Consider the following 25,634-nt stretch of genomic DNA (forward strand, 5'->3'; position numbering starts at 1 on the left):
AGATCCGGTTGCCGAGGCACGGGCTGATAGCGCGGCGCCGACGCGGGAAGGAGAGCGATACGTCATGCCTGCGGCTCCACGTATCGGTCACGTGCGTCGCGATCGTGCCGGTCGGGCGCAATGTCCTGTCCCTTGCGGCCCATGCGCGGATGGACGCCGTTCAGGACGATGCCGCTGATTTTCGCGCCGCTCGACGTCAGCCGGTCGATCGCGTCTTCCAGCTGGTTCAGCGTCGTTTGCCCCGCGCGCGCGACGAGCAACGTCGTGTCCGCGACGCTGGCGAGCGCCGCGGCATCCGGACCGGCCAGCGTCGGGCCGCAGGCGATCAAGACGGCATCGTAGCGTCGTGCGAATGCCGTGACACGCTGCCAGACCGGCTCGGTCGTCAACCGATCGGCCGCATGGCCGCCTGTCGTGCCCGAGGTCAACAGATCGATGCCGTTCGAGACATCGCGGATCACGAGATCCGCCGGCATGAGGCCGTCGGCGGCGATCTCCGACAACCCGGGTGTGCGGCCATGGCCGCACGCGTGGCTCAGGCGCCCGGTGCGCATGTCGCCGTCGAGCACCAGCACACGAGCGGCCGCTGCCGCGTAGATCAGTGCCAGGCGCATGGCGACGAAGCGTGCGCCGGCGCGTTCGGTGGCGTCGGTCAGGACGACGATGGGGTTCTCCGACCGTGAGCGCAAATGTTCGAGCATCACGCGCAACGCGCGCAGACTGTCGATCGCCGGGTCGTCGCGCTCGATCGCAGACCATGACGGTGTGCGTCCGGCCGCGTGCGCGAATGTTCGCGCGGCGGCGCTGAATGGCACGCTGACCAGTACGCGGACGCCGACGTGGTGCTCGATTGCGTGCGGGTCGGTCACGCCGCGGCGCAGCATCGTGCGTGCAACCGCGCACGCGCAGCCGGTGACGAGGCCGAACAGCGCCGATGCGATGACGATCAGCTTCTTTCTCGGACCGATGGGTTCTTCCGGGACGTTCGCGGCATCGACGAGGCGCACGTTGCCGATCTTGCCCGCCCGCACGAGCTGAAGTTGCTGAATGTTGTTCAGCAGCGCAGTGTAGAGGTCGGTATTGACCTTGACGTCGAGCATGCGGCGCAACACCTGCTGCTGCAGGTCCGGCAGGCTGCGGATTTTTTCGTCCGCCCGCATTCGGTCGCGATCGAGAAGCGAGATCTGACGATCGACGGCGAGCACTTCCGGGTGACCGGGCGCATAGCGCGACAGCAGCGTTTCGCGACGTTGCCGGAGTTCGATCAGGCGCGACACATCGTCGGCCGACCGGATCAGCGCGATCCTCGCCTCCTCGGCGAGATCGATGCTCGCCTGCCGGTTGCGCAGCGCGGTAAGGCGCGCTTCGGATTCGGTCAGTCGCGCCTTCAGGAGCGGCTCCTGCCGCTCGAGAAACGACAGCGATCGAGCGGCCTCGAGCGACCGCTGCTCGGTGTTCAGCGCGACGTACTGGCTGCCGATCTCGTTCAATATGCGGGTGGCGAGCACCGGATCGCCGCCGCGTAGCGTCGCGACGATGACATCCGACTGTTTGACTTTCTCCCATGCGTTCACGTCGGTGCGTAGCCGCTCGAGGGTGCGGGTGCGCGAATGGCGCGCAAGCGCGAAGCGGGCTCCGGCGCGCGCGTCGATCGACGCGACGTGCAGCATGATGTCGCCGCCCGGAGACGGAAATCGTTCACGTCGTCCGATCTGCCCGTCAACGGGCGCGCGCAGCATGGGACCGTCGAGCCGATAGCGAGAGGCGCCGAGTCGCGTCACGGTGAAGCGCTGGTCGAGATAGGCATGCGGCACGTCGAAACCCGCAACGTCGATGCGTTCCTGCGCCCACGTGTAGCCGCCGTAGCCGAAGATGCCCGGCTCGGACAGACCTGCCGTTTGCCGTGCGACCCAGTCGCCGACGAGCGGGAAGCGTTCCGGCCGCGCGTCGATGAAAAGGTTCAGCGCATCGACCGTACGGGACAGCACGAGCCGGGAAGTCAGGATCTGCGTTTCGGCCGCCGCGGTCGATTTGACGTCGAACAGCGTGTACACCTCGCCGAGCAGGCTCCGGGCGGCGCCTGCGTCGCTGCTGTCAACGATCTGGACGAGGATTTCCGCCTGATAGACCGATGGTGCAGCGACGATGTAGACCGCACCGATCAAAAGCGAGGCGCACAGCGTGGCCGCGATCGTTCGTTTGCCGTCGAGTAGCGTTTCGAGTGTCGCGACGAATCGCGTGCCGTCCGGAAACGGCTCGCGGGCGTCGCGGCCGCCACGTGCTTTGATCATCGATGCGCTTCCTCGCAGGCGACTGGAGAGGGCCGGTTCGCGCGCGGATCGCCGGCCGGGACGGACGGGTTGAGCGCCGTGCGACACAAACGGGAGACGCGGATCATTTGGTTGCGATCGCCGCCGTCAGGCCCGCGTTGATCGCGGGCATCAACAGGCTCAAGACCCGATTGACCCGAACGAGACTGCCGCCGTCGATGTACACGATGTCTTGCGGTTCGAGCTCGAACTGATTCGCGAGGACCAGCGCGACAGGCGATGTTGCGTCGAGTCGGTAAATCTGCGGTGTCGTGCCTGCCGAGCCACGGATGACATACAACTGCGCGGCATCCGCGGTCGCCTGGTTCATGCTGCCGGCTTGCGCGAGCGCATCGCTGAGCGTAAGCCGGCCATTGCGCGACGGTACGGCCCGCCCCGGCTTGTTGACCTCCCCCAAGACGAAGACCGCGGCATCGTCGCGCGACGCGATGCGCAGCCGATCGCCGGCCTGCATGGCGATGCGCGCAGGGTCATGTCCGGGGCCCGCCGAGCCGGACAGATCGAGCTGGATCTCGTTGCCGTCGCGGACGATGAAGACGCGGCTCTGATCGGCCTGCGCCGAAAAGCCGCCGGCGCGGCCGATTGCATCGTGCAGCGTCGTGTCGGTATCGTTCAGCGCATACGAACCGGGCTCGCGAACCTCGCCTTCGACATAGATGCGCTTTGACCGAAACGACGCGATGCGCACCGTGACTTGCGGGCCGCGGAACCATTGCGCGAGCCGGCTGGCGAGCAGCCCGCGAATGTCGCCGACCGTTCGCCCGGCCACCTGCAATGTGCCGACATACGGAAACTGCAGCGTGCCGTCAGGATCGACGACGAAGCCGATCGGCGCGTCGGCGGGGCGTACCGGCGACGACGTGTGCGGACCCGACGCCTGGGTGAGTTCCGGATGATCCCATACGACGATTTCCAGCACGTCGCCGGCGCCGACCCGGTAACCGGGGGCTGCGGCCGCCAGCAGACGTGCGGCATTGGCAGCGATGTGCCGGCTGGTGCGCTGCGTCGCCTGAATCAGTTTGGCGCTGATGTCGTGAACGGGAACCGGCGCTTCCGCCGGCACGCGATCATGCGACGTGGGCGGTGCGCCTGGAGTGGCGGCGGAACTCGCCGCGATCGTCGGCGGCAACTGCATGCGCATGCCTGGCGCGCCGATGCATCCCGTGAGTGCGGCGCTCACGAGCGATAGCGCGATCGGTCGGTACGGCAGCCGGTTCGTACGTGCGGGCGAGGCCATCAATATGCACCCGTGCCGCGCGCCACCACACCGATGGTCTTGACCAGAATGCGCAGGTCGCGAGCCATCGACCAGGTGCGCACGTAGCGCACATCGAGTGCGACGCGCGCTGCATAGCCGATGTCGTTGCGGCCGCTGACTTGCCACAGGCCCGTCATGCCCGGCCGCACCGCGAGGTAGTACGCGATGTCCGAGCCGTAGCGGGACAGCTCCGCGCTGACGACCGGCCGGGGGCCCACGAGGCTCATGTCGCCGCGTATCACGTTGACGAACTGCGGCAGCTCGTCGAGGCTCGTGCGCCGCAACATGCGCCCGATCGCCGTGATGCGTGTGTCATGTTTCAGCTTGAATCCGCATGCCCATTCGGTTCGTGCTTGCGGATCGGTTTCCAGCAGCCGTTTCAGTTGATGGTCGGCATCCGTCCTCATCGTGCGAAATTTCAGACAGCGAAAGGGGCGTCCTCGATGCCCGATTCGCACGTGGGCGTACAGGCATGGGCCACCGTCGAGCCGAATCGCAAGTGCAATGACGGCAAGCAGCGGCGACAGCAGTACGATGAGGATGGTTGCGACGATCAGGTCGAGTACGCGTTTTGCGGTGCCGCACGCGTTCGGTGCGCCGTTGAAACGCGTCGCAGTCGCCACGATCGCGCGGTCGCGATTCGGCGATGGCGTAATCGACCCAAGGTGCCGGTCGGTGCCGGAGCCGACGAGCGCGAGCCCGCGTATGGCGAGCAGGCCGATACACGTCACCAGTGTCCAGCACGCGAACCACGCTGGCGGCAGCGCGCGCTCGTGATCCAGGGCGAACAGCAGTCCGGCACAGCAGCCTTGCACGACAGCCCACGCGACGACGGTGCTGCTCAACAGCCGGGTAGCTGAGCGTCGTCGATCGGCTGCGTAGAGCCCGAATGCAGGAAAGACCGACAGTGCGAACGCGGCCGCGAGCGCGACCGGCGTGCCGTCGACCAGCGCGTCGGCTTCTGCGTCGATGCCGATGGCGACCGGCGCAATAGCGCCTGAGACGATCATCGACAGATCGACGATGCGCGGCATAACGAACGAACGGGAACGGATCGGATCCATTGGTTGTGCTCCTGCGGGAGTCACGCAGCGACGCGCTGCGATCGTCGGGTAACTGCGACCATGCGCGTGAAGTGACGTCGGGCCGGGCGGATGGCCACAATCGCATCGAAGATGCGTGTCCGGCACGGGCCGCCATTGAGCTAATGTCGTTGACTGTTCGCGAATCGACCCGGGGCGCGATCGATCGTGATCGATGCGGAATCCGGGCGATTGGTGTTCCAGTGGCTACGGGCCCGCGGAATCGCGGGGCGCGCGCATCGCGTGCCGATACTCGGTCGGCGACATCGCCAGGTACTGGCGAAAGATTCTTGCCATCTGGGTTCCGCGGCTGAACCCAGTGCGCCTTGCGATCTTGTCCGCCGGAAGGTCGCTGTCCGCGAGCATCTGGCACGCTTCGTCGAGGCGGATGCGCCGGACGAATTCCGACGGGACGACGCCGATTTCCTGCTTGAAACGCCGTACGAAATTCCGCTCGCTCATTCTGGCGACCGCTGCGGCCTCGGCGATCGAGATGTGCTTCGCATGGTTATCTCGCAACCAAGCCGCAGACACGAGGATCCGGTGACTGATACTCGTGTCGCGCGTCTGCGTGCGGCCATGATCCGCGATCGCGTGCCGCGGGCTGCGGCACGCATCGTGTCTTTCATGATCGGCGTCGAGCGCCGACAGCGTGCTGTCGGCAGCATGGAATTCCCAACCGTTCGCAGACACCGCGTCGCATGTACCGTCGGCCGCGGTGGCGGCCGCCCCGTGCGTGCACGGCACCGTGACGGGCGGACGCGACTGGCCTGACATATCAGGGGCGACCACGGGATCGAACGCAACGATACAGACCAGATGCCTGGCTTGAGTCGACAGTCGTTGCGTCCACACCGGTATGCCGGACGATGAGCGCACCGCACCACCAGTCGTCGAGAGCATCAGCAATTCGTATTCCGTTTGTCGGCCGATCGAAGCAGCGTCCTCTGCACCGCGCCCCAACACTGCGAGACAGAACCCTTCGACCTGCTGCAGTGAAAAGCCGTCATGGAGAAACGCGCCGACCCTGGCCCGCAGTCTGGTCATGTCTGACCCGAGTCGAGCACCATCGGGAACGTAGTCGTGGTCGGCAACGACATCGTCGGTCATGTCGTCATTCCTCTCTAGTTCGAATTCGTGTCGATCATATTCGGAGTGCATATAAATGCAATGGGATTTTTTATTTTTGTCAGTTTCTGGTGCAAAAATGGCGGATTTTGTCGCGTGTTGGGTCGTTTCTCGATCTCGGTTTTTTATAATTGAATGACTATCTATATTTGATAGTCGAAATATCTCGAAATGTGGTTGATGAGTCGGTTTATTTTTGATGGACAACCTCATTGCGAGGCCGATGAAAATACCGCATCGCAGGATCGCTGCTTCGCAAAATACCGCATGCACGGGCGGTCGGCATTGTCTGGTGTGTCATATGCCAGAAATTCGGAAGTCCGGAAATGATCCGGATCAAATTCGAGTCGGCACGGTAATCGAGGTGGCGGGCGGACGCTTCGGCGGAAGCTCGGCATTCATTCGGAAGTGCCGGTTTTTTACGGCAGGCTGCACGGTGTGCATCGGATCATATGCCGGTTAATTGACGCCGGTTTCAATTTGGCGGAAACCAAATATAGATTTCGAACTTGTCTCATATTGTCGGGTGAGGTGAATCGGTAATCTTCAAGCATCGTGGAATATTGTCGGGGCGTCGCTTCATTGACGGTGTGGATCCAGATCACTATGGGGATAGTCGAACGATCATGAACCAGCATCCATTTCATCGAGTACGCGTTGTCGTGTGCGGGGCCATCGCGGCGGCAATGTCGCTGTTCGTTGCGGTAGTCCCGGCTGCCGCGTCGAGCGGACCGATCCCGGGCATATGCGACGCGGCGCTCCGTCAGTTCGGCGATCCCGCTGAATTGCAGCGAGGCCAACGGCGTGCCTTTCTGACGAGCCCGGTGCAGTCGACGGGTTTCTGGGCGCCGCGCGACGCCGCGCTGACGATTCAGGTCACATACTGCGGGCCGCCGCCCGAGCTGGCTCCGGAAGTGTGGATCGAGTCGGTCGCGAGCACGGACGAGCCAGCCGTCACGCGGCAACGGTACGGTCTTCGCCCCGGTCTGAATACCGTTCCTGTCAAGCACGGCGGTGTGGTTTACTTCGTCGCTCGCAGCTGGCCCGGCGCGGGCCGCATCGCGGTCCGGCTGGTGGGCGGCGGGCGCTCGATTGCCCGGTTCGTCCTGGGGCGGGATCGGGCAATCGACTGGCCCGCGATGCTGAACCGTGCGTCGGGTGAACCCTATGCGGAGCTCGTCGGAAAACGAATGATCGTGACGATGCCGCTCGTGCTGGTACGGGATCATGTCGCCGATCCCGAGCCTTTGCTCGCCCTGTGGGACCGCATCGTTTCGGCCGCGGAAGAGCAATACGGTCTGGCGCGCGGCAACGTCTACCCAGGTATCGCGACGCCGTTTCGTCACCACTTCGTCACGCTGCCGGACGCAGCGGGCCGCAATGCATCGGCGACGGACTACTGGCTCGGCGTGCGTACGAGTGACGCGAAGGCCGCACTGAACGTCGACGCGCTGATGCGGAATGGCTGGGCATCGTGGTCGCAACTGGGCATTCATTACCGGATACCGGCGATGTCATGGAGCGGCCAGCAGGACGCGGTGAGCCTGCTGACGCCGCTCTATGTTCAGCGCGCGCTCGGCCAGCCGTCGACGCTCGTCGGCGAACGCGTGTGGGACAGGGTACGCGCTCATCTTGACGGCTCGCAGGACGATTACGATTCACTGCGCGATCCGCTGGTTCGCGCGGCAATGCTGTGGCAACTCGATCTCGCGTTCGGCAAGGATTTCCATGCGCGGCTGGCGCAGCGCTATCGGACGCTCACGACGGCGGAGCTGCCGGTGAGCGACCAGCAGAAGCGTCGAACGTTCATCGTCGAAACGAGTCGCGTGGCGGGGCACGACCTGTTGCCTTTCTTCGAAAGATGGCGCTTGCGAGTCGATGCGCAGACGCGTGCGGATGTCGCGGCGTTGCGGCTTGCCGTGCTCGACAAGCCCGTCTGGGACAATCGCGACGATGCCGTCGCGCACACCTACGCGCTTCACGAACAGGCGCCGGCGGGAAGGATCACGATGCCGCCGGCCGTGATCGCCGGCCGCGATTTCACCGTCGGTGCGGAAGTCGTCAATTCAAATGGCCGTCCGCTTCAATACAAGTGGGATATCCCGCCCGGCTTTCGAGCATCGGCAGCGTCGGGTCCGAGCGTCGTATTGAGCGCGCCAGTCGACGCGCTGCCCGGTGCGCTTGCGCCGATTCGCGTGATCGTAACCGATGGCCGCACCACGACGACACTGGGCGGCTCGATCCAGATTGTCGGTGACGGCGGTTCTCTTTATGACGCGATGATGAGCGGCGCATTCGGTGACGGTGCGCTGCGGAAGTGGCACAGCAGCCGGCGCGGTACGACAGGCGACCTGTACGTGTATTCGAATCCGTACCGGGTCACGCGTGACTACTTTCGGCTGATGTCTCCGGAATACGGTTATTTCCCGATCGATGCGACGAGCAACGCATCGTGGCGCCATCTCGGCAGCTATAACGGCGAATCGTATGCGCCGTCGCGTGCGTTCGATCTGACGGTACTCGCGAAGCAGCGCAAGGCGGCCATGCGCGTATGGAGCGACGCGCGAGCCGGCGTGATCGGAGACGTATACGGCTACGACAATCCGTATCGCAATACCCGCGACTACTTCCGACTTCTCAATGCGCGCTACGGGTACTTTCCGATCGACTGGACGAGCAACGCGGACTGGCAATATATCGGCAGCTACGATGGCAACCAGTACCGGCGATAGATCGAGCAGGCGAGTGCCGTGCGTGTTCGCGTTGCGCGGGTTCGTTCACGCCGGGGCGTGAACCGGGCCTGCATGCAGCGCAAGCGGCGGTAGCAACGAGCCTCCCGACTGCCCTTGAGCCAGCGGCGCCACCTGCTTGCGCCGTTCGCGCGTCGGCGCAACGCCGAACGCGTCGCGATAGCTCTTGCTGAAGTGGCATGCCGACTGGAAGCCGCACGCCATCGTGATGTGCATGATCGACATGTCGGTCTGCAGCAGCAGCTCGCGCGCACGGCGCAGCCGCAGCGTCAGGTAATAGTGCGTCGGCGTCATCCCGAGATGCTCGCGGAACAGGCGCTGCAACTGCCGCTGCGACATGTTCGCGAGGCGCGCGAGTTCCTCGCGCGACAGCGGCTCCTCGATGTTGTTCTCCATCAGCGAGATCACTTCGAACAGCGACTTGTTCGCCGAGCCGAGGCGCGCGACGAGCGGCATGCGCTGCTGCGCGCTCGTGTCGCGCACGTGTTCGACGATGAACTGCTCGGCGATCTGCGTGACGCGCGCGGTGCCCACGCGCGCGGCGATCAGGTTCAGCATCATGTCGAGCGGCGCGACGCCGCCCGTGCACGTGATGCGGTCGCGGTCGATCACGAACAGTTCCTTCAGGAAGCGCGTGTCCGGAAACTCTTCCTTCAGCGCCGACATGTTCTCCCAGTGGATCGCGCACGCGTAGCCCGCGAGCAGCCCCGATTTCGCGAGCGCATAGGTGCCCGTGCACAGGCTGCCGAGCGGCAGCCCCAGGCGCGCGAAGCGGCGCAGTGTCGACAGATGGGCGGGCGAGGTCGCGCGCTGCACGTCGACGCCGCCGCACACGAACACGATGTCGGGTTGCCCCACGCATTCGGCCGGTCCCGTGTCGACCGTGAGGCCGTTGCTCGCCGTGACCGGACCGCCGTCCGGGCTGATCACCGACCAGCGGTAGAGCGGCTGGCCGCTCAGGTAGTTCGCCATCCGAAGCACCTCGATCGCATTGGTGAACGCAATCATCGTGAAGTTCGGTAACGGCATGAACGCGAAGTGGGACAGCGACGCTGTGCGGTCGGGCGACATGGGGGGCGTTCCTTGAATCTCTAATAGCTTTTGGCCCGGGGCACGGATCGGGCTGCGGTATTGTGTGAGCGAGTGCAACAAGCGTGCCATACGGCTAAACCCTAGCTCCATACGTTGTCTGGGCATCGGGCCGTTGCTGCACTGCACCGTATCCGGGAGACGCCGCACGCGAACGTGCGGCAAACGCACTGCCGGTGTGCGTGTCCATAGGTGAATCAGCGCCACCGTTTCGGGCGGTCATCCCGAAAAGCACGACCGGTCACTTGTACAAAACGGACGTGCATGGCGGAAAAGGCAAAGAACGCGTCTAAATTCATCAATCCGCCGAAAATCCGAACGACAAGAATAGAGCCGTCGGCAGCCTTGCACTGGAAGCGTGGGAAACCCAGACACGGCGGGCCTTGAGCTTCGGTTGCAGCCCTTTATTCTTCGTCACGGACGCACTATGTCGAACACCCAGCCTTTCTTTTCGCAGCCCCTTGCCGAGCGCGACGCGCCGGTGCGCAGCGCCATCCTGAAGGAACTCGAGCGTCAGCAGTCGCAGGTCGAGCTGATCGCGTCGGAAAACATCGTGTCGCGCGCCGTGCTCGAGGCGCAGGGTTCGGTACTGACCAACAAGTACGCGGAAGGCTATCCCGGCAAGCGCTACTACGGCGGCTGCGAATTCGCCGATGAAGTCGAGGCGCTCGCGATCGAACGCGTGAAGCAGATCTTCAATGCCGGCTATGCGAACGTGCAGCCGCACTCGGGCGCGCAGGCGAACGGCTCGGTGATGCTCGCGCTGGCCAAGCCGGGCGACACGGTGCTCGGCATGTCGCTCGACGCGGGCGGTCACCTGACGCACGGCGCGAAGCCGGCGCTGTCGGGCAAGTGGTTCAACGCGGTCCAGTACGGCGTGAACCGCGACACGCTGCGCATCGACTACGACCAGGTCGAGGCGCTCGCCCACGAGCACAAGCCGAACCTGATCATCGCCGGCTTCTCGGCGTACCCGCGCGCACTCGACTTCGCACGCTTTCGCGCGATCGCCGACAGCGTCGGCGCGAAGCTGATGGTCGACATGGCGCACATCGCGGGCGTGATCGCCGCGGGCCGCCACGCGAACCCGGTCGAGCACGCGCACGTCGTCACGTCGACCACGCACAAGACGCTGCGCGGCCCGCGCGGCGGCTTCGTGCTGACCAACGACGAGGACATCGCGAAGAAGATCAACTCGGCCGTGTTCCCCGGCCTGCAGGGCGGCCCGCTGATGCACGTGATCGCCGGCAAGGCCGTCGCGTTCGGCGAAGTGCTGCATGCGGACTTCAAGGCCTACATCGACAGCGTGCTCGCGAATGCGCAGGCGCTCGGCGAAGTGCTGAAGGCCGGCGGCGTCGATCTCGTCACGGGCGGCACCGACAACCACCTGCTGCTGGTCGACCTGCGCCCGAAGGGCCTGAAGGGCGCACCGGTCGAGCAGGCGCTGGAACGCGCGGGCATCACCTGCAACAAGAACGGCATCCCGTTCGACACCGAGAAGCCGACCGTCACGTCGGGCATTCGCCTCGGCACGCCGGCCGGCACGACGCGCGGCTTCGGCGTCGCGGAGTTCCGCGAGGTCGGCCGTCTGATCCTCGAAGTGTTCGACGCGCTGCGCGCGAACCCGGAAGGCGACCCGGCAACCGAACAGCGCGTGCGCCGCGAGATCTTCGCGCTCTGCGAGCGCTTCCCGATCTACTGATCGACCCATCCCCACAAGAACAGTCACACGAGCGAGAGCAGATATGAGCACGCTGCATCAGGACAGCATCATCATCGACGGACTGAACATCTCGAAGTTCGAGAAGCCGGTGTTCGAGGACATGCGCCGTGGCGGCATCACGGCCGCGAACTGCACGGTGTCGGTGTGGGAGAACTTCACCAAGACCGTCGACAACATCGGCGTGATGAAGAAGAAGATCCGCGACAACGGCGAGCTGCTGACGCTCGTGCGCACGACGGACGACATCTTCCGCGCGAAGAAGGAAGGCAAGACCGGGATCATCCTCGGCTTCCAGAACGCGCATGCGTTCGAGGACAACCTCGGCTACATCGAGGCGTTCGCCGACATGGGCGTGCGCGTCGTGCAGCTTTGCTACAACACGCAGAACCTGGTCGGCACCGGCTGCTACGAACGCGACGGCGGGCTGTCGGACTTCGGCCGCGAAGTGATCACCGAGATGAACCGCGTCGGCATCATGGTCGACCTGTCGCATGTGGGCGGCAACACGTCGTCGGAAGCAATCGCGTTCTCGAAGAAGCCGGTGTGCTACTCGCACTGCCTGCCGTCGGGCCTGAAGGAACATCCGCGCAACAAGAGCGACGCGCAGCTGAAGGAGATCGCCGATGCGGGCGGCTTCGTCGGCGTGACGATGTTCGCGCCGTTCCTGAAGCGCGGGATCGAAGCGAACATCGACGACTACATCGAGGCGATCGACTACGTCGTGAACCTGATCGGCGAAGACGCGGTCGGCATCGGCACGGACTTCACGCAGGACTTCGCGAAGGAATTTTTCGACATGCTCACGCATGACAAGGGCCGCTATCGCCAGCTGACGAACTTCGGCAAGGTGATCAACCCGGATGGCATCCGCACGATCGGCGAATTCCCGAACCTGACCGCGGCGATGGAACGCCACGGCTGGAAGGCGTCGCGCATCCAGAAGATCATGGGCGAGAACTGGGTGCGCGTGTTCAAGGACGTGTGGGGCGCATAAGCGCCCGCCGGACCGAACCGCCACCCGCGATTCAACACTAGAAAAATCGGGACGTGCCCACGCAAGCCGCGCGGGCACGCGGACGATGTCGCGCCTGCGCACTGAGCCGCGCGGCCACTTTCCTCACGGAGTCACCACGATGCAACCGCAACTGCCGATCAACGTCGATCCCGATACCGGCGTCTGGACCACCGACGCGCTGCCGATGCTGTACGTGCCGCGCCACTTCTTCACGAACAACCACGTCGCCGTCGAGGAAGCGCTCGGCGTCGACGCGTATGCCGAGATCCTCTACAAGGCCGGCTACAAGTCCGCCTACCACTGGTGCGACAAGGAAGCCAAGCAGCACGGCATCACCGGCATGGCCGTGTTCGAGCACTACCTGAAGCGCCTGTCGCAACGCGGCTGGGGCCTGTTCTCGATCATCGAGGCCGACCCGGCGAGCGCCCGCGCGAAGATCGAACTGCGCCACTCGTCGTTCGTGCTCCAGCAACCGGGCAAGGAAGGCAAGCTCTGCTACATGTTCGCGGGCTGGTTCGCGGGCGCGATGGACTGGGTCAACGACACGACGCCGGAAGGCAAGGGCGCGCCGCGCGCGTTCTCGAAGGAAGTGCAGTGCGCGGCCGAGCATCACGACCACTGCGTCTTCGAAGTGTCGCCGATCGCGCACTGACGCATTGATTCACTGAAGCAGAACAACACCCGCAACACGAGACATTCGAACGCCAGAGGTCGCCAGCGATGCGTTATCCCCACCTGTTCAAACCCATGCAGCTGAACCAGCTGACGCTGCGCAACCGGATCGTCAGCACCGCGCACGCGGAGGTGTACGCCGAGCCGGGCGGCCTGCCGGGCGACCGCTATATCCGCTACTACGAAGAAAAGGCGAAGGGCGGTGTCGGCCTGGCCATCTGCGGCGGTTCGAGCCCGGTGTCGATCGACAGCCCGCAAGGCTGGTGGAAATCGGTGAACCTGTCGACCGACAAGATCATCGATCCGCTCACGCGCCTGGCCGACACGATGCACAAGCACGGCGCGAAGATCATGATCCAGGCGACGCACATGGGCCGCCGCTCGTCGTTCCACGGCGAGCACTGGCCGCACCTGATGTCGCCGTCGGGCGTGCGCGAACCCGTGCACCGCGGCAACGCGAAGATCATCGAGGTCGAGGAAATCCGCCGCATCATCGGCGATTTCGCGGCGGCCGCGAAGCGCGTGAAGGCGGCCGGCATGGACGGCATCGAAATCTCCGCCGCCCACCAGCACCTGATCGACCAGTTCTGGAGCAAGCGCTCGAACCATCGCACCGACGAATGGGGCGGCAGCCTCGAAAACCGCCTGCGCTTCGGGATCGAAGTGCTGACGGCCGTGCGCGAGGCGGTCGGCAAGGATTTCTGCGTCGGCCTGCGCATGTGCGGCGACGAATTCCACGAGGACGGCCTCGATCACGAAGCGCTGAAGGAAATCGCGCAGGCGATGTCGGAGACGGGCCTGATCGACTACCTGAGCGTGGTCGGCTCGGGCGGCGATACGCACAACACGATCGCCAACTGCATGCCGCCGATGGCGTTGCCGCCGGAGCCGTTCGTGCACCTCGCGGCCGGCATCAAGTCGGTCGTGAAGATCCCGGTCATGCACGCGCAGAGCATCCGCGACGCGGGGCAGGCCGAGCGCCTGCTCGCGAACGGCATGATCGACCTGGTCGGCATGACGCGCGCGCAGATCGCCGATCCGCACATGGTGATCAAGATCCGCGACGGCCGCGAGGACGAAATCAAGCAGTGCGTCGGCGCGAACTACTGCATCGACCGCCAGTACAACGGCCTCGACGTGCTGTGCATCCAGAACGCGGCGACGTCGCGCGAGGCGACGATGCCGCACATCATCGAGAAGTCGCGCGGCCCGAAGCGCAAGGTCGTGGTGGTCGGCGCGGGCCCCGCGGGCCTCGAGGCCGCGCGTGTCGCGAAGCTGCGCGGCCACGACGTCGTGCTGTTCGAGAAGAACGCGGAAGTGGGCGGCCAGGTGATGATCGCCGCGAAGGCGCCGCAGCGCGAGCAGATGTCGGGGATCATCCGCTGGTTCGACATGGAGACGAAGCGTCTGGGCGTCGACCGGCGCCTCGGCGTGGCCGCCGACGAGAAGATGATCATGGCCGAGAAGCCGGACATCGTCGTGCTCGCGACGGGCGGGTCGAGCTTCACGTGGCAGGTGCCGGCGTGGGGCGTGGCCGAAGGGCTCGCCGTCAGCTCGTGGGACATCCTGACCGGCAAGGTCGAGCCGAAGCAGAACGTGCTGCTGTTCGACGGCGTGAGCACGCATGCAGGCGCGGGCGTGGCCGACTTCATGGCGAGCCGCGGCTCGAAGGTCGAGGTCGTCACGCCCGACGTGAAGGTCGCCGACGATTGCGGCGGCACGACGTTCCCGATCTTCTATCGCCGCCTGTACGCGTTCGGCGTGATCCCGACGCCGAACACGATGCTCGATCGCGTCTATGAAGAGAACGGCAAGATGATCGCCGTGCTGCGCAACGAGTACACGGAAGAACAGGAAGAGCGCGCGGTCGACCAGGTGGTGATCGAGAACGGTTCGTCGCCGAACGACGAACTGTACTGGAAGCTCAAGCCGGAATCGGTGAACCGCGGCCAGATCGATCCGCACACGCTGTTCGCGGCCGAGCCGCAGCCGTGCCTGTCGGAAGAACTCGGCAACGGCCGTTTCCTGCTGTTCCGTGTCGGCGACTGCATCTCGATGCACAACGTCCACGGTGCGATCTACGACTCGCTGCGTCTCGTGAAGGATTTCTAAAAGATGAACCCGTCCTTCCTCATTACCGCCCTGTTGTGGCTGTCGGTGGCGGGGCTCGCGTTCGCGGTCGCGAAGCGCTCGTCCTACTGGCGTCTGGGCCGCGCGACGGCGCCCGGCTCGTTCGGCGTCGCGAACCTGTTCGCGATTCCGAAGCGTTATTTCGTCGACCTGCACCACGTGGTCGCCCGCGATCCGTACATCGCGAAAACCCACGTCGCGACCGCCGGCGGCGCGATCGGCGCGCTCGCGCTGGTGTTCGTCAACTACGGCCTCGCGATCTACTCGCCGTGGCTCGACAAGCTGATCTTCCTCGCGGCGCTCGCGATGCTGGTCGGCGCGGTGTTCGTGTGGCGTCGGCGCGCGGCGAAGGACGTGCCGGCGCGCCTGTCGCGCGGCCCGTGGAATACGCTGCCCTGGCTGCTCGGTTCGTTCGCGCTCGGCCTCGTGCTGTTCATGCTGGTGCCGACTAGCGCGATGTCGGGTACGTTCGCGGTGCTCTGCGCGCTGCTGATCGGCATCGGCGCGTTCACGATGACGGTCGGCGCCGCGAAGGGCGGCCCGATGAAGCATGCGATCGCCGGCCTGCTGCACCTCGCGTTCCACCCGCGCCAGGAGCGTTTCGCCGCCACGCGCGAATCGTTCACCGGCAACGGCACGGCCACGCCGCCGACCGCGCTGAAGCTGCCGGACATCGAGCATCAGGAGTACGGCGTCGCGAAGCCGGTCGAATTCCGCTGGAACCAGTTGCTGAGCTTCGATGCATGCGTGCAGTGCGGCAAGTGCGAAGCCGCGTGCCCCGCGTTCGCGTCGGGCCAGCCGCTGAACCCGAAGAAGCTGATCCAGGATCTCGTCGTCGGGATGGCCGGCGGCACCGATGCGGCGTACGCGGGCAGCCCGTCGCCGGGCATTCCGGTCGGCCAGCATCGCGGCGAGCCGAACGGCCCGATCGTGTCGGGACTGATCGAGGAACAGACGCTGTGGTCGTGCACGACCTGCCGCGCATGCGTGCAGGAATGCCCGATGCTGATCGAACACGTCGACGCGATCGTCGACATGCGCCGCAACCGCACGCTCGTGCACGGCACGGTGCCGGGCAAGGGCCAGGAAGTGCTCGCGAACCTGCGCGAGACCGGCACGATGGGCGGCTACGACACGGCCGCGCGCTACGACTGGTCGGTCGACCTGAGCGCGCCGGTCGCGCAGCCCGGCAAGCCGGTCGACGTGCTGTTCGTCGCGGGCGAAGGCGCGTTCGACATGCGTTACCAGCGCACGCTGCGCGCGTTCGTCAAGGTGCTGAACAAGGCGGGCGTCGACTATGCGGTGCTCGGTTCGACCGAGACCGACACGGGCGACGTCGCGCGCCGGCTCGGCGACGAAGCGACGTTCCAGCAGATGGCGAAGCGCCTGATCGGCACGCTCGGCACGCTGTCGTACAAGCAGATCGTGACGGCCGACCCGCACGTGATGCACAGCCTGCGCAACGAATACCGCGCGCTCGGGCTGCGCGTGACGGTCAAGCATCACACGACCTATCTGGCCGAACTGGCCGACAGCGGCAAGATCGCGCCGAAGGCCGTCGAGGCGCTGCAGGAGAAGCGCACGACCTATCACGATCCGTGCTATCTCGGCCGCTACAACGGCGAAACGGAAGCGCCGCGCAAGCTGCTGAAGACGATCGGCATCCAGGTCGTCGAGATGGAGCGCAACGGCATGCGCGGCCGCTGCTGCGGCGGTGGCGGCGGTGCGCCGCTGACCGACATCCCCGGCAAGCAGCGCATCCCGGACATCCGCATCGCGGACGCCCGCACGATCGGCGCGGACGTGGTCGCGGTGGCTTGCCCGAACTGCACGGCCATGCTCGAAGGCGTCGTGGGCCCGCGCCCCGACGTGCTCGACGTCGCCGAACTCGTCGCCGCCTCGCTGGAGTGAATCGATGAATACGATCAAACGAATCGATCCGCGCCGGCCGTTCATCATCACGGCCGCCGGCCTGAAGCGCATCACGCTCGGCGAGGAAGGCAGCGCCGATGCGAACGCCGCGCAATGGTCCGCGCACGGTCATGGCGCAGCGGCCGCGAAGCCGCGCCGCGCGCTGCAGGATCCGAAGCGCGTGATGCTGGTGGTCGCGCACAGCGAACGCGGCGCGCTCGACGACCATTCGCGTCAGGCGATCGCCGCCGCCGCGGTGCTCGCCGATGCGCAGACCGAAGTCGCGCTGCTCGCGTTCGGCGAGCTGAAGGACGACGTGGCGGAACTCGGCGTCGACAAGCTGGTTGAACTCGCCGGCTTCGATCGCCGCGCGTTCGATCCCGAAAGCGAACTGCAAGCGTTGCAGGCCTGTGTCGCCGCGCTCGCCCCGAAACACGTGTTCGTGCCCGACAACGCGACGGGCGATGGCGATCTCGGCCGGCGTTACGCGGCGGCCGCCGGCGCGAGCGTCGCGACTCACGTCGTCGAGATCGACGCGAAGCATGTGGGCGCGTATGCGCAGGCCGGGCGTGCGTTCGCGACCCGTGCGCTGCCCGACGTGATCCTGCTCGCGCAGAACGCGGTGGACGCGAAGCTGCCGTTCGTCGGCGCGGGCGAGCGGCTGGCCGCCGATTTCATCCGCCCGGCGCATGACGCCGTGCAGCCGTACCGCGATCTCGGTCTCGACGAAATCGACGCGGCCCAGGTCGCGCTCGAGGAAGCCGATTTCATCGTGTCGGCCGGCAACGGCGTGTCCGACATCGGCGCGTTCGAGCAGCTGGCCGGCGTGTTCGGCGCGGCGATCGGCGCGAGCCGCGTCGCGGTCGACAACGGTCACTTCACGCGCGACAAGCAGGTCGGCGCGACCGGCAAGACGGTCGAGGCGAGTGTGTACATCGCGTTCGGCATCTCGGGCGCGGTGCAGCATTTGCAGGGGATCAAGGACTGCCGCCACGTGATCGCGGTGAACCTCGACGGCAGCGCGCCGATCGCGAAGCGCGCGAACCTGACAGTGGTCGGCGACGCGCAGGCGACGATCGCCGCGCTGATCGAACAGGTCCAGGCCGCGCGGGCCGCGCGCGGCGAATCGCCGGCCGCGGTCGGCACCCGTGAACCCGAAGGAGTCGCCGCATGAACGCCCCTCGCCCCTTGCAACGCATCGCGGTGCTCGTGTCCGTCGGCCGGCATCCGGTCAGCGGCGTCGCGCGCTACAGCCGCAACGACGCGGCCGCGCTCGAAACCGGCCGCCAGCTCGCCGAGCAGCATCGCGCGACGCTCGACGTGATCCACGCGGGCGACCCCGCGAATGCGGCGCTCGCCGAGTATCTCGCGCTCGGCGCGCGGGAGGTCGAGGTGCTGGCCTGCCGCGACGGCGACGATGCCGTGCACGCGCTCGCCGCGCGTCTTGAAGGCTACGACCTCGTGCTGACCGGCACGCGCGCCGAGGGCGCGTACGACACCGGGATGCTGCCGTACCGCGTCGCTGCGGCGCTCGGCTATCCGCTCGTCGGCTCGGCCGTCGACGTGACGGTCGAAGGCGGCCGCGCGGCGGTCCGGCAATTTTTGCCGAAAGGGCTGCGGCGGCGTGTCGACGCGGCGTTGCCGGCCGTCGTCGCCGTCCATCCGCTCGCCGGTGTCGAGCCGCGCTATGCGTATGCGCGGCTGCGCGCCGGCGCGATCCGGCCGGCGCTCGCGGCCCCCGGCACGGACGCCGACGCCGGCGCGTGGACGGTCGGCCCGGTCGAGCGTAAACCCGTAAAGCTGGTCGCCGCCGAGAAGCGCTCCGGGCATGCCCGGATGCTGTCCGCGACGACGACCGAAAGCCGTGGCGGCAACGTCGTAAATGAAGGGAGTTCGGTCGAAAAAGCACAAGTGATCCTCGCGTATTTGCGCGAGCATCAGCTCATCGACTACTGATTTTGATGCCTGTCGGCAAGAACCCAGGGATGCAAGGAATCCGGAGCAAACGATGAAAGTATCGGCAGACATTCGTGCATTGATCGAGCGGCGCAAGGAAGGGCACAGCCTCGACGCACCGTTCTACACGAGCGAGGACATCTTCGCGCTCGACATGGAGGCGATTTTCCGCCAGCACTGGATCCAGGTGGCGATCGAACCGGACATTCCCGAGCCGGGCGATTACGTGACCGTGCAGTTGGGCAACGATTCGATCCTGATCGTGCGCGACGACGACATGGCGATCCGCGCGTTCCACAACGTGTGCCGTCACCGCGGCGCGCGCCTGTGCAACGAAGATAAAGGCTCGGTCGGCAACATCGTGTGCCCGTACCACAGCTGGACCTACAACCTGACGGGCCAACTGATGTTCGCCGAGCACATGGGCGAGAAGTTCGACCGCTGCAAGCACAGCCTGAAGTCGGTGCACGTCGAGAACCTCGCGGGCCTGATCTTCATCTGCCTCGCCGACGAGCCGCCGGTCGATTTCGCGCAGATGCGCGCCGAGATGGAGCCGTACCTGCTGCCGCATGATCTGCCGAACACGAAGATCGCCGCGCAGATCGACATCATCGAGGAAGGCAACTGGAAGCTCACGATGGAGAACAACCGCGAGTGCTACCACTGCGTCGCGAACCATCCGGAGCTGACGATCTCGCTGTACGAATACGGCTTCGGCTACCAGCGTTCCGACGCGAACGCCGAAGGCATGGACGCGTTCGCCGAAACCTGCGTGCGGCGCGGCAAGGAGTGGGCCGAGATGGGCCTGCCGTCCGCCGAAATCGAAAAACTGCTCGACGTGACGGGTTTCCGCACGCAGCGCCTGCCGCTCGACCGTCACGGCGAATCGCAGACGCTCGATGCGAAGGTCGCGTCGAAGAAGCTGCTCGGCGGCTTCGACAAGGCCGACCTTGGCGGGCTGTCGTTCTGGACCCAGCCGAACTCGTGGCACCACTTCATGAGCGATCACATCGTGACGTTCTCGGTGATCCCGCTGTCGGCCGGCAAGACGCTCGTGCGCACGAAGTGGCTCGTGCACAAGGACGCGAAGGAAGGCATCGATTACGACGTGAAGAACCTCACGGCCGTGTGGAACGCGACCAACGACCAGGATCGTGCGCTCGTCGAATTCTCGCAGCGCGGCGCGACCAGCAGCGCATACGAGCCGGGCCCGTACTCGCCGTACACGGAAGGTCTCGTCGAAAAATTCTCGGCCTGGTACATCGGCCGGCTCGCCGAAAAAACCGGCGCGTAGTACTTAGCAGCGTATATGCGGAGCAACTGATGAAACGACCCCCACGCTCACTGCGTTCCCTGCCCCCCAAGGGGGCGGTCAGCCTCCTTGGGGCGGCCCGGCGGAGGCTGACATGATGCGAGATGCGGCCAATTTCGAGCCGGCGGACAGCCGGGTGACGCACCCGGCGTTCTGGAACGCGCTGCCCGAGCGCTGGACGAGCGACGTCGAGGAAACGCTGGTGTGCTGCCACGTGCGGCAGGAAACCCACGACGTGAAGAGTTTCTTCTTCCGTTCGCCGCAGGGCCGCACGTTCTCGTTCGAGCCCGGGCAGTTCATCACGCTCGAGCTCGACATCGACGGCGAGACGATCAACCGCTGCTACACGATCTCGTCGTCGCCGGCGCGGCCGCACACGATCTCGATCACGGTCAAGCGCGTGCCGGGCGGCAAGGTGTCGAACTGGCTGCACGACAACCTGCAGCCGGGCGCGTCGGTGCGCGTGCTCGGCCCGGCCGGCGAATTCACGTGCGCACGGCATCCGGCGCGCAAGTACCTGTTCCTGTCGGCCGGCTCCGGCGTCACGCCGCTGATGTCGATGAGCCGCGCGCACCACGATCTCGCGGAGGATCGCGACATCCTGTTCGTGCACAGCGCCCGCACGCCGGACGACATCATCTTCGCGCGCGAACTCGACCTGATCGCGTCGAACCATACGAATTTCCGCACCTCGTTCGTCGTCGAACGCGTCGGCGCACGCACCAACTGGCCGGGCGTCACCGGCTTCCTGACGTTGCCGCTGCTGAAGCTGATCGCGCCGGATTTCATGGAACGCGAGATCTTCACGTGCGGCCCCGCGCCGTACATGAAGGCGGTGCGCGACCTGCTCGACGAAGCCGGTTTCGACCGCAAGCAGTATCACGAGGAAAGCTTCTCGTTCGAGACGCTCGCGCAGACCGCGAGCGACGAAGTGCTCGCCGAACTCGTGCCATCGGTCGAAGGCGGTGACGCCGCGACGAAGCAGTACACGGTCAGCTTCGCGAAGAGCAACCGCGAGATTTCGTGCGGCTCGGAGCAGCATGTGCTCGACGCGGCGCGCCAGTCGGGCGTGCGGCTGCCCGCATCGTGCACGCAGGGCATGTGCGGCACCTGCAAGGTGAAGCTCGTGTCGGGGCAGGTCGAGATGAAACACAACGGTGGTATCCGCCAGCGCGAGATCGACCAGGGGATGGTGCTGCTGTGCTGCAGCAAGCCGCTGTCGGATCTCGTGATCGACAAGTAGTCGAAGCACGCCATCGGCTGTCCGGGCGCGTCGCGTCCGGACAAGCATCTGTCGGAAAACAACGATACCGCGGATTTGTGGTTGAAGAACCTAGAGAGACAACGCGCACGGTGCGCAGACCAAGGAGATCGACCATGAAACTGTTCGGAAAACTGTTGTGGACCGGCACCCTGTCGGCGATGGTGGCATTGAGCGCATCGGCGCTCGCCGATACGAAGCCCACGCTGAAGATCGGCTACGTCGAAGGCTGGGACGACAGCGTCGCGACGTCGAACGTCGCGGCCCGCGTGATCGAGAAGAAGCTCGGCTACGAGGTGAAGCTCGTGCCGGTCGCTGCCGGGATCATGTGGCAAGGCGTCGCGCGCGGCGATCTCGATGCGACGCTGTCCGCGTGGCTGCCGGTCACGCACGGCTCGTACTGGGACGAGTACAAGGCCAAGGTTGTCGACCTCGGCGCGAATTTCCCCGATGCGAAGATCGGCCTGATCGTGCCTGCGTACGTGAAGGCGAAGAGCATCGACGACCTGAACGCCGAGAAGAGCAGCTTCGGCGGCCGCATCGTCGGCATCGATGCCGGTGCGGGCGTGATGCGCAAGACCGACGAAGCGATCAAGAACTACGGGCTGAGCTACACGCTGATGCCGAGTTCGGGCAGCGCGATGACGGCCGAACTGTCGCGTTCGGTCAGCGCGAACAAGCCGGTGATCGTGACGGGTTGGGCGCCGCACTGGATGTTCGCGAAGTGGAAGCTGCGCTTCCTCGAGGATCCGAAGAAGGTGTTCGGCGGCGCGGAGCACGTCGACAGCGTCGTGAATCCGGGCCTCGAAACCAAGGCGAAGCCGGTCGTCGCGTTCCTGAAGAAATTCCAGTGGAAGCCGGGTGAGATCGATAGCGTGATGCTCGCGATCCAGAACGGTTCGAAGCCGGAAGCGGCCGCCGATGCGTGGATTGCAGCGCACGCAGACCGCGTGAATTCGTGGACGGAAGGCACGCAGTAAGCATCGCGACATACGTCGTACGAATCATCATGAAGACACGCCGGGAATGGCATGCAGGAATCCGAAATAATCGGTATGCAATGCGGCCATATCCCGGAATTCTTTTTCGGATTCTGCAAAAAAGCCCGTAAATTGTTACACTACGGCCCTTGTGCAGAGTCATCTCAGCTTTGCATCGGACCAGAGTAAGCGCTAAAGCGCTAACACTGATCGAGAGGAGGAATTGGATGAGTCAAGCAGGACTGCGTGCGAATCGCACCAGTGATGTCGAGGCAACCATCTCACATGATTCGACGGGCCACACGCTGCATCGTGGCCTGACCTGGAAAGACGCTTTTTGGGTGACGAGCGGCGTGCCGGCAGGCGTGCTGTTCACGATCGGCGGCGTATGCGCGACGATCGGCCAGCCCGCGTGGGCGATCTGGATCGCCGCGATCACGATGGGGCTGATTCAAAGCGCGACTTATGCGGAAATATCGGGGCTATTTCCCCATAAATCGGGCGGCGCGTCGGTGTATGGCGCGATTGGCTGGGTCCGTTACAGCAAGCTGATTGCCCCGGTTTCCGTGTGGTGCAACTGGCTCGCGTGGTCGCCGATGCTTGCGCTCGGCTGCGGCCTCGCGGCGAGCTACGCGCTCACGAGTCTCTTTCCCGCCAATGCGGCGGTGCTGCACTGGCAGCTCAAGGTTGCGGATCTCGGATTCATCAAGCCGGGTCTGTCTCTGCGGATCAACGCGACGTTCATCATCGCGACGATTCTGCTTCTCATCACGTTCAAGCTTCAGCACAGCGGTGCGTCGAAGGCTGCGCGTACGCAGCGCATTCTCGGCATTGCGTCGCTCACGCCGCTGTTGATCGTCGGCATCGTGCCGTTCGTCACCGGCGACGTGCCGATGTCGAACCTGCTCCCGCTGCTGCCGCTCGGTCACGACGCGCAAGGCAACCTCACGGCCGCGAGCTTCGGCTCGTGGAACGGGCAGGGCGTGACGATGGCGCTCGGCGCGATGTTCATGGCCGGCTGGGCGTCGTACGGTTTCGAGACGGCCGTCTGCTACACGCGTGAGTTCCGCGATCCGCGTCGCGATACGGCCAAGGCGATCTTCTGGTCGGGTGCGCTGTGTCTGGTCGTGATGACGCTCGTACCGATGGCGTTCCAGGGCGCGCTCGGCACGCAGGCGATGCTCGATCCGTCGATCGGGGATGGCACCGGCGTCGCGGCCGCGATGGCGAAGATCGTCGGCGGCGGCGCGTGGGTCGCGAATGCGGTCGTCGTGATGCTGATGCTGTCGATCCTGCTGATCGTGATGACGTCGATGATGGGTTCGTCGCGCACGCTGTACCAGGCATCGGTCGACGGCTGGCTGCCGAAGTACCTGTCGCACGTGAACGAGCACGGCTCGCCCACGCGCGCGATGTGGACCGATCTCGGCTTCAACCTCGTGTTGCTGATGATGTCGGACTACATGACGGTGCTGTCGATCTCGAACGTCTGCTACATGCTGTTCGTATTCCTGAATCTTCAGTCGGGCTGGATCCACCGGATGGATCGCGGCAACTGGGATCGGCCGTTCCGCTGCCCGACGTGGCTGCTGGTCGGCGGCGCGATCTGCGGTTACGCGAACCTCGTCTATGTCGGTGCAGGTGCGAACCTGCAAGGCGAAGGCACGCTGCGCAACGGGCTGATCGCGATGCTGCTGATCGTGCCGGTGTTCCTGTTCCGCCACTACTGGCAGGATCGCGGCCGGTTCCCGGAGCAGATGCAGCGCGACATGGAACTCGAAGTGCCGAAGCGCGCGCTGTGGCTGAGCCTGATGCCGTATGCGGCGCTGATCGGTGCGGGGCTGACGATCTGGTTGTCGTATTACTTCGCGTGGGTGAAGTGACGCGGTAATGCATGCGTGTCGTGGCACGCGATGGCTTCGGAAACCGCACACGGGGCCATCGCACGAAGCGCCGGCGCAACACGACGACAAAAAGGCCCGACCGGTTATACGCCGGTCGGGCCTTGTTCATTTTCGCCGCGTTCGAGCGCGGCCGTGATCTGCTTACGGAAACACCACCGTCCGATCCCCGTTCAAAAACACCCGCCGCTCGATGAACGCCTTCACCGCACGCGCGAGCGTGAGGCTTTCGACATCGCGCCCCACCGCGAGCAACTGCTCCGGCCGCAGCGCATGATCGACGCGCTCGACGACCTGCTCGATGATCGGGCCTTCGTCGAGATCGTCGGTGACGAAGTGCGCGGTCGCGCCGATCAGCTTCACGCCGCGCGCATGGGCCTGGTGATACGGCTTCGCGCCCTTGAAGCCGGGCAGGAACGAGTGATGGATGTTGATCGCGCGGTTCGCGAGCTTCGCGCTCGTCTCCTGCGACAGCACCTGCATGTAGCGCGCGAGGATCACGAGTTCGGCGCCGCTCGATTCGAAGAAGTCGAGCCATTGCGCTTCCTGCTGCGCCTTGGTGTCGGCCGTGATCGGGAAGTGCCGGAACGGCAGCCCGTGCTGCACGGCGAGCGGCTCGAAATCGGGGTGGTTCGACACGATGCCGACGATGTCCATCTTCAGCTCGCCCATCCGCCAGCGGAACAGCAGATCCGCGAGGCAGTGCTCGAGCTTCGACACCATGATCAGCACCTTCGGCCGCGCGTTGACGTCGTGGATCGCCCATTGGTTGTCGCCATCGTGGCCGCCGAGTCCGGCCGCGATCGGCGCGAATTCCTGGCGCAGCGCGTCGATCTGCAGCGTCTCATCCGTCGGATGAAAGACGCAGCGCACGAAGAAGCGGTTGCTGAGATCGTCGTCGAACACGTTCAGCGCGTCGACGTAGCAGCGATGGCGATCGAGAAAGCCGACGACGGCGGCGACCTGACCGGCCGCGCTCGGGCACGACAGTGTCAGGACGAATTGATCGGGGCGGTGCTCGGCGGTCATGAGACTCCTCGGATGGCAGGGCGCACGGCCGCGCGGCGGCGCACGACAGCGCCGCGCCGCGCGGGTAGCGGGAGGCTCAAGTAAATCAGGACGATTTCGGCGCGGAT

19 protein-coding genes are annotated in these 25,634 nt (G+C 65.3%); 12 read left to right on the top strand and 7 right to left on the bottom strand.

What is annotated here, in order from left to right; all coding sequences use genetic code 11:
* Positions 1-62: 62 nt before the first annotated feature.
* The 5 genes from HWX14_RS08960 to HWX14_RS36365 all read right to left on the bottom strand — a co-directional run bounded on the left by HWX14_RS08960 (position 63) and on the right by HWX14_RS36365 (position 7,027).
* Positions 63-2,378, bottom strand: coding sequence for a GNVR domain-containing protein (locus HWX14_RS08960; protein WP_175882408.1), 2,316 nt, complete (start codon positions 2,376-2,378; stop codon positions 63-65).
* 16 nt (positions 2,379-2,394) lie between these two features.
* A complete protein-coding gene (locus HWX14_RS08965) occupies positions 2,395-3,510 on the bottom strand; it encodes a polysaccharide biosynthesis/export family protein (protein ID WP_347879820.1) in 1,116 nt (371 codons plus the stop codon).
* A 56-nt stretch (positions 3,511-3,566) separates the two neighbouring features.
* Positions 3,567-4,652, bottom strand: coding sequence for a sugar transferase (locus HWX14_RS08970; protein WP_244130183.1), 1,086 nt, complete (start codon positions 4,650-4,652; stop codon positions 3,567-3,569).
* A 225-nt stretch (positions 4,653-4,877) separates the two neighbouring features.
* Positions 4,878-5,780, bottom strand: coding sequence for an AraC family transcriptional regulator (locus HWX14_RS08975; protein ID WP_175882409.1), 903 nt, complete (start codon positions 5,778-5,780; stop codon positions 4,878-4,880).
* A 437-nt stretch (positions 5,781-6,217) separates the two neighbouring features.
* Positions 6,218-7,027 carry a hypothetical protein gene (locus HWX14_RS36365; protein WP_244130252.1) on the bottom strand — a complete coding sequence of 270 codons (810 nt, stop codon included), beginning with the start codon at positions 7,025-7,027 and terminating at the stop codon, positions 6,218-6,220.
* On the opposite strand from HWX14_RS36365, the gene HWX14_RS08980 reads away from it, so the two are divergent.
* Positions 6,938-8,530, top strand: coding sequence for a M60 family metallopeptidase (locus tag HWX14_RS08980; protein ID WP_244130240.1), 1,593 nt, complete (start codon positions 6,938-6,940; stop codon positions 8,528-8,530). The two genes, HWX14_RS36365 and HWX14_RS08980, sit on opposite strands and share 90 nt — an antisense overlap.
* A 45-nt stretch (positions 8,531-8,575) precedes the next feature.
* Here the strand turns inward: HWX14_RS08980 and HWX14_RS08985 are convergent, their stop codons facing one another.
* Positions 8,576-9,709, bottom strand: a complete 1,134-nt coding sequence (locus tag HWX14_RS08985; protein ID WP_244130184.1) for a GlxA family transcriptional regulator — start codon at positions 9,707-9,709, stop codon at positions 8,576-8,578.
* Between the two features lie 355 nt (positions 9,710-10,064).
* Here HWX14_RS08985 and HWX14_RS08990 point away from each other — a divergent pair, with 355 nt between their 5' ends.
* The 11 genes from HWX14_RS08990 to HWX14_RS09040 all read left to right on the top strand — a co-directional run bounded on the left by HWX14_RS08990 (position 10,065) and on the right by HWX14_RS09040 (position 24,480).
* A complete protein-coding gene (locus HWX14_RS08990) occupies positions 10,065-11,339 on the top strand; it encodes a serine hydroxymethyltransferase (RefSeq protein WP_175882411.1) in 1,275 nt (424 codons plus the stop codon).
* Between the two features lie 43 nt (positions 11,340-11,382).
* Positions 11,383-12,354 carry a dipeptidase gene (locus HWX14_RS08995; protein ID WP_175882412.1) on the top strand — a complete coding sequence of 324 codons (972 nt, stop codon included), beginning with the start codon at positions 11,383-11,385 and terminating at the stop codon, positions 12,352-12,354.
* A 139-nt stretch (positions 12,355-12,493) separates the two neighbouring features.
* On the top strand, positions 12,494-13,027 hold the full coding sequence (locus HWX14_RS09000) for a DUF5943 domain-containing protein (protein ID WP_175882413.1): 534 nt from the start codon (positions 12,494-12,496) through the stop codon (positions 13,025-13,027).
* 68 nt (positions 13,028-13,095) lie between these two features.
* Positions 13,096-15,159, top strand: a complete 2,064-nt coding sequence (locus HWX14_RS09005) for an NADH:flavin oxidoreductase (RefSeq protein WP_175882414.1) — start codon at positions 13,096-13,098, stop codon at positions 15,157-15,159.
* Positions 15,160-15,162: 3 nt separating this feature from the next.
* Positions 15,163-17,088, top strand: coding sequence for a (Fe-S)-binding protein (locus HWX14_RS09010; protein WP_175833438.1), 1,926 nt, complete (start codon positions 15,163-15,165; stop codon positions 17,086-17,088).
* 4 nt (positions 17,089-17,092) lie between these two features.
* On the top strand, positions 17,093-18,262 hold the full coding sequence (locus HWX14_RS09015) for an electron transfer flavoprotein subunit alpha/FixB family protein (RefSeq protein ID WP_175882415.1): 1,170 nt from the start codon (positions 17,093-17,095) through the stop codon (positions 18,260-18,262).
* A complete protein-coding gene (locus HWX14_RS09020; RefSeq protein WP_175882416.1) occupies positions 18,259-19,044 on the top strand; it encodes an electron transfer flavoprotein subunit beta/FixA family protein in 786 nt (261 codons plus the stop codon). The genes HWX14_RS09015 and HWX14_RS09020 overlap by 4 nt, the downstream gene beginning before the upstream one ends.
* 52 nt (positions 19,045-19,096) lie before the next feature.
* Positions 19,097-20,338, top strand: a complete 1,242-nt coding sequence (locus HWX14_RS09025; RefSeq protein ID WP_175882417.1) for an aromatic ring-hydroxylating dioxygenase subunit alpha — start codon at positions 19,097-19,099, stop codon at positions 20,336-20,338.
* Between the two features lie 112 nt (positions 20,339-20,450).
* Positions 20,451-21,599: a hybrid-cluster NAD(P)-dependent oxidoreductase gene (locus tag HWX14_RS09030; RefSeq protein ID WP_012339539.1), complete on the top strand. Its 1,149-nt coding sequence runs from the start codon at positions 20,451-20,453 to the stop codon at positions 21,597-21,599.
* Between the two features lie 134 nt (positions 21,600-21,733).
* A complete protein-coding gene (locus HWX14_RS09035; protein ID WP_175882418.1) occupies positions 21,734-22,597 on the top strand; it encodes a glycine betaine ABC transporter substrate-binding protein in 864 nt (287 codons plus the stop codon).
* Positions 22,598-22,824: 227 nt separating this feature from the next.
* Positions 22,825-24,480, top strand: a complete 1,656-nt coding sequence (locus HWX14_RS09040; RefSeq protein ID WP_175882419.1) for an APC family permease — start codon at positions 22,825-22,827, stop codon at positions 24,478-24,480.
* 162 nt (positions 24,481-24,642) lie between these two features.
* Here HWX14_RS09040 and purU read toward each other — a convergent pair whose 3' ends face one another.
* On the bottom strand, positions 24,643-25,527 hold the full coding sequence (purU, locus tag HWX14_RS09045; protein WP_175882420.1) for a formyltetrahydrofolate deformylase: 885 nt from the start codon (positions 25,525-25,527) through the stop codon (positions 24,643-24,645).
* Positions 25,528-25,634: the final 107 nt, after the last annotated feature.

It is taken from the genome of Burkholderia sp. BCC0044, from assembly GCF_902832955.1.
GTDB lineage: Bacteria > Pseudomonadota > Gammaproteobacteria > Burkholderiales > Burkholderiaceae > Burkholderia.

Excerpts from the sequence above, each read along its gene's own strand:
- HWX14_RS08970 (WP_244130183.1), bottom strand. The coding sequence starts at position 4,652 with ATGGATCCGATCCGTTCCCGTTCGTTCGTTATGCCGCGCATCGTCGAT.
- HWX14_RS08975 (WP_175882409.1), bottom strand. The coding sequence starts at position 5,780 with ATGACCGACGATGTCGTTGCCGACCACGACTACGTTCCCGATGGTGCT.
- HWX14_RS08980 (WP_244130240.1), top strand. The coding sequence starts at position 6,938 with ATGCTGAACCGTGCGTCGGGTGAACCCTATGCGGAGCTCGTCGGAAAA.
- HWX14_RS36365 (WP_244130252.1), bottom strand. The coding sequence starts at position 7,027 with ATGATCCCGTACCAGCACGAGCGGCATCGTCACGATCATTCGTTTTCC.
- HWX14_RS08985 (WP_244130184.1), bottom strand. The coding sequence starts at position 9,709 with ATGGCACGCTTGTTGCACTCGCTCACACAATACCGCAGCCCGATCCGT.
- HWX14_RS08990 (WP_175882411.1), top strand. The coding sequence starts at position 10,065 with ATGTCGAACACCCAGCCTTTCTTTTCGCAGCCCCTTGCCGAGCGCGAC.
- HWX14_RS08995 (WP_175882412.1), top strand. The coding sequence starts at position 11,383 with ATGAGCACGCTGCATCAGGACAGCATCATCATCGACGGACTGAACATC.
- HWX14_RS09000 (WP_175882413.1), top strand. The coding sequence starts at position 12,494 with ATGCAACCGCAACTGCCGATCAACGTCGATCCCGATACCGGCGTCTGG.
- HWX14_RS09005 (WP_175882414.1), top strand. The coding sequence starts at position 13,096 with ATGCGTTATCCCCACCTGTTCAAACCCATGCAGCTGAACCAGCTGACG.
- HWX14_RS09010 (WP_175833438.1), top strand. The coding sequence starts at position 15,163 with ATGAACCCGTCCTTCCTCATTACCGCCCTGTTGTGGCTGTCGGTGGCG.
- HWX14_RS09015 (WP_175882415.1), top strand. The coding sequence starts at position 17,093 with ATGAATACGATCAAACGAATCGATCCGCGCCGGCCGTTCATCATCACG.
- HWX14_RS09020 (WP_175882416.1), top strand. The coding sequence starts at position 18,259 with ATGAACGCCCCTCGCCCCTTGCAACGCATCGCGGTGCTCGTGTCCGTC.
- HWX14_RS09025 (WP_175882417.1), top strand. The coding sequence starts at position 19,097 with ATGAAAGTATCGGCAGACATTCGTGCATTGATCGAGCGGCGCAAGGAA.
- HWX14_RS09030 (WP_012339539.1), top strand. The coding sequence starts at position 20,451 with ATGATGCGAGATGCGGCCAATTTCGAGCCGGCGGACAGCCGGGTGACG.
- HWX14_RS09035 (WP_175882418.1), top strand. The coding sequence starts at position 21,734 with ATGAAACTGTTCGGAAAACTGTTGTGGACCGGCACCCTGTCGGCGATG.
- HWX14_RS09040 (WP_175882419.1), top strand. The coding sequence starts at position 22,825 with ATGAGTCAAGCAGGACTGCGTGCGAATCGCACCAGTGATGTCGAGGCA.
- purU (WP_175882420.1), bottom strand. The coding sequence starts at position 25,527 with ATGACCGCCGAGCACCGCCCCGATCAATTCGTCCTGACACTGTCGTGC.